Source organism: Streptomyces sp. NPDC054840, assembly GCF_053611065.1.
The window spans coordinates 1-4302 of record NZ_JBSGZP010000623.1 but is presented as its reverse complement, the minus strand read 5'-3'; the positions used below and the strand labels follow the sequence as shown (position 1 = coordinate 4302).

At 76.9% G+C, this 4302-nt stretch carries 4 protein-coding genes; all 4 read left to right on the top strand.

The features are described 5' to 3' along the window. Positions 1-1180, top strand: a 1180-nt coding sequence (locus tag ACWGIU_RS30940; protein ID WP_453711362.1) for an ADP-ribosylglycohydrolase family protein, incomplete at its 5' end; no start/stop codon positions are given. Further along, complete coding sequence (gene rbsK / locus ACWGIU_RS30935) at positions 1177-2154, top strand: ribokinase (RefSeq protein WP_453711360.1); 978 nt, start codon at positions 1177-1179, stop codon at positions 2152-2154. The genes ACWGIU_RS30940 and rbsK, both read left to right, overlap by 4 nt. Then, positions 2151-3455: a CaiB/BaiF CoA transferase family protein gene (locus ACWGIU_RS30930; RefSeq protein WP_453711358.1), complete on the top strand. Its 1305-nt coding sequence runs from the start codon at positions 2151-2153 to the stop codon at positions 3453-3455. The genes rbsK and ACWGIU_RS30930 overlap by 4 nt, the downstream gene beginning before the upstream one ends. Continuing rightward, positions 3452-4267, top strand: a complete 816-nt coding sequence (locus ACWGIU_RS30925) for an HpcH/HpaI aldolase/citrate lyase family protein (protein WP_453711356.1) — start codon at positions 3452-3454, stop codon at positions 4265-4267. The genes ACWGIU_RS30930 and ACWGIU_RS30925 overlap by 4 nt, the downstream gene beginning before the upstream one ends. Positions 4268-4302: the final 35 nt, after the last annotated feature.

The window sequence follows — 4302 nt, the reverse complement described above, 5'->3', positions numbered from 1 at the left end:
GGATCCGGCGGCGCACCCGGGCGAACAGCCGACCGCACGTCGCCGGGAACGGGGCTCCGCCCCGGCCCCGGAACCGCCGCCCGCCGCCGGGCGGGAGCCCCTGCCGCGGACCGGGCCGGAAGCCGCCCTGCGGACCAGGCTGGAAGCCGCCTGGCTGGGGAGGGCCGTCGGGTGCCTGCTCGGCAAGCCCGTCGAGAAGCTGCCGCTCGCCGGCATCCGGGCCCTCGCCCGCGCCGCGGGCAACTGGCCGCTGGGCGACTGGTTCACCGCCCGCGGCGTCCCGCCGGCGCTGCTGGCCGCGTACCCCTGGAACCGCCGCTCGGCCCCCACCTCCCTCGCCGAGAACATCGACGGCATGCCCGAGGACGACGACCTCAACTACCCCCTCCTCGGGCTGCTCCTGCTCCAGCGGCACGGCAAGGGCTTCACCACCGCCGACGTGGCCCGCCTCTGGCTCGACGAGCTGCCGGCCGGGCGGACCTTCACCGCCGAGCGCATCGCCTACCGCAATCTCCTCCTCGGGCTGGAGCCCCCGGCCACCGCCACCCACCACAACCCCTTCCGCGAGTGGATCGGCGCCCTCATCCGCGCGGACGTCCACGGCTGGACCAACCCCGGCGACCCGGCCACCGCCGCGGCCCAGGCCTACCGGGACGCCGCCCTGACCCACACCGGCAACGGCGTCTACGCCGCCCTCTTCGTCGCGGCCGCCACCGCCACCGCCGCCACCGGCCGGTCGGACGTCCACACCGCGCTCCGGACCGGACTGTCCTTCGTACCGCCCCGCTCGCGCCTCGCCGAGGCCGTCCGGTCCGGGATCCGGGAGGCCGGCCGCGAAGCGGACTTCGACCTCGTCGTCGACCGGCTGCACGCGCGCTACGGGCACTACCACTGGGTCCACGCCGTTCCCAACACCGCGCTGATCGCCGCCGCCCTCACCCACGCCGACGGGGACTTCACCGGCTCCGTCTGCCGCGCCGTGTCCGGCGGCTGGGACACCGACTCCAACGGGGCCACCGCCGGCGCCCTCGCCGGACTGCTCACCGGCTCCCCCGACGGCATCCCGCACCGCTGGACCGCGCCCCTCAAGAACCGCCTGGCCACCACCGTCCCCGGCTTCGACGGCATCGGCTTCGACACCCTCGCCCATCTCACCGCACAGGAGGCAGCACGCTCATGACGGCCATCGCCGTGCTCGGCAGTACGAACATGGACCTCGTCGCCTACGTCCCCAAGGCCCCCCGCCTCGGGGAGACCGTCACCGGTCGGGCCTTCCGCACGGTCCCCGGCGGCAAGGGCGCCAACCAGGCCGTCGCCGCCGCCCGCTCCGGTGGGGAGGTGGTGATGATCGGCGCGGTCGGGGCCGACGAGTTCGGCGTACGGCTGCGCTCCGCGCTGACCGCGGCCCGGGTCGACACGTCGGCCCTGCGCACCGTCGAGGGTGCCAGCGGCACCGCCCACATCACCGTCGACGACGAGGGCGGCAACAGCATCGTCGTCATCCCCGGCGCGAACGCCGCCGTCACCGGCCTGGAGGCGGGGGACGAGGCCCGGATCGCCGCCGCCGGTTCCCTCCTCCTGCAGCTCGAACTGCCCCTGACCGCCGTCCTCGCCGGAGCCCGCGCCGCCCGCGCGCACGGCGTCCGTACGGTCCTCACCCCGGCCCCCGCCCAGCCGCTGCCCGCCGATCTCCTCGCCGCGACCGACCTCCTCGTCCCGAACGAGCACGAGGCGGCCGCCCTCACCGGGCTCACCGACCCCCTTCAGGCCGCCGAGGCCCTGCTGGCCGAGGTGCCCGAGGTGGTGATCACCCTCGGCGCGGCCGGGGTGCTGTACGCCGCCCGCGGCCGGGAACCGCTGACCGTGCCCGCGTTCCGGGTGCGGGCCATGGACACGACCGCCGCCGGGGACACCTTCGTCGGCGCCCTCGCGGTGGCCCTGGGCGAGGGCCGGCCGATGCCCGAGGCCCTGCGCTGGGCCTCGGCGGCGGCCGCGCTCTCCGTGCAGCGACCCGGCGCCCAGGACGCGATGCCGACCCGCGCCGAGACCGACGCCCTCGCCCTCACGGGGCGGAAGGCGGAGTCCGGGCCCGACCGCGCCGGTGGACGCCGGTCCCCCCGTACCGGCGACCACGAGGCCGGAGCCGCCTCGTGAGCCCCGACCCGGCAGCGGCCGCGGCACCCCCGTCGGAGCCGTGCTCCCGTCCACCGGCCGGTCCCCCGCCCCCTGGCCCGGGGGCCGAGCCCGCACCCGCCGGCGCCCGGCCGGGGCACGGGCCGCTGGCGGGGCTGCGTGTGCTCGACCTGGCCACCCTCTTCGCCGGGCCGCTGACCGCCACCCTGCTCGGCGACTTCGGCGCCGAGGTGGTGAAGGTCGAGCACCCCGACCGTCCCGACCCCTCGCGCGGCCACGGCCCCGCCAAGGACGGCATCGGCCTGTGGTGGAAGCTGCTGGGCCGGAACAAGCGGACGATGACCCTCGACCTGTCCACCCCGGGCGGCCGGGACACCCTGCTGCGCCTCGCCGCCACGGCCGACGTGGTCGTCGAGAACTTCCGCCCCGGCACCCTGGAGAAGTGGGGGCTCGGCTGGCCCGAGCTGTCCGCCGCCAACCCGCGCCTGGTCCTGGCGCGCGTGACGGCCTTCGGCCAGCACGGCCCGTACGCCCACCGACCGGGCTTCGGCACGCTCGCCGAGGCGATGAGCGGTTTCGCCGCGATCACCGGGGAGCCGGCCGGGCCGCCGACCCTGCCGCCGTTCGGGCTGGCCGACTCGATCGCCGCGCTGACGTGCGCGTACGCGGTGATGACCGCCCTCGCCGGGCGGGAGCGCACCGGGCGCGGTCAGGTCGTGGACCTGGCGATCGTCGAGCCGATCCTCACCGTGCTCGGCCCGCACCCGCTCTGGTACGACCAGCTCGGCTACGTCCAGCCGCGCACCGGCAACCGCTCCACGAACAACGCCCCCCGCAACACCTACCGCAGTGCCGACGGGCGCTGGCTGGCGGTCTCCGCCTCCGCGCAGTCCATCGCCGAACGGGTCGTGCGGCTGGTCGGCCGGCCCGAGCTGATCGCCGAGCCCTGGTTCGCGACCGGCGTCGGGCGGGCCCGGCACGCGGACGTGCTGGACGAGGCGGTCGGCGGCTGGATCGCCGGGCGCAAGGCCGAGGAGGTGGTCGAGGCGTTCGAGACCGCCGAGGCGGCCGTCGCCCAGGTCTACGACGTCCGGGACGTGATGGCCGACCCGCAGTTCGCGGCCCTCGACACCATCACCGAGGTCCAGGACCCGGAGCTGGGCCCGCTGCGCATGCAGAACGTCCTCTTCCGGCTCTCCGAGACCCCCGGCGGGATCCGCTGGGCGGGCCGTCCGCACGGCGCGGACACCGAGGGGGTACTGGCCGAGCTCGGGCTGACCGACGCCGAGATCACCGCACTGCGGACCGAAGGAGCCCTATGATCCTGACCTGGCTGTACGCGCCCGGTGACCGCCCGGAGGTGGTCGCCAAGGCCCTCGGCTGCGGGGCGGACGCCGTCATCGTCGACCTGGAGGACGCGGTACCGGCCTCGCGGAAGGAGTACGCCCGCGCGGCGACCGCCGAACTGCTCACCGAGGGGCCTGCGCTCCCCGTCCATGTCCGCGTCAACGCCCTGGGCTCCCCGTGGGGCAGCGCCGACCTCACCGCGCTGAGCGGGCTGCACGGCCTGGCGGGGCTGCGCCTGCCCAAGATCAGCGCCCCGGGGCAGATCACGGCCGTCGCAGACCGCACCGGCGGGGTGAGCCTGCACGCCCTGCTCGAATCGGCGATGGGCGTGGAGCGCGCCTACGAGATCGCCCGCGCACACCCCGCCCTGCGCGGGCTCTCCCTCGGGGAGGCGGACCTGCGGGCCGATCTGGCCGTCAGCGCGGAGACGGGCCTGGACTGGTGCCGCTCCCGGGTGGTGGTCGCCGCCCGGGCCGCGGGGCTGGCGCCCCCGGCGCAGTCGGTGTTCCCCGACATCCGGGACCTGGAGTCGCTGGCGGTCTCCTGCGTCCGGGGCCGCTCCCTGGGGTTCCTCGGCCGGGCGGCGATCCACCCGCGCCAGCTCCCGGTGATCGAGCGGGCCTACCTCCCGGCGCCCGAGGAGGTCGACGCCGCCGTGGAGGTGCTGAGCGCGGCCCGGGCCACCCCGGGCGCGCTGGCCCTGCCCGACGGCCGGTTCGTGGATCCGGCGGTCGTGGCGGCCGCGCACCGCACCCTGGCGCTCGCCACGCGCATGGCCGCCCGCTGAACCGCACCTCGGACGCCGGGGGGCCGAGCCGGCTG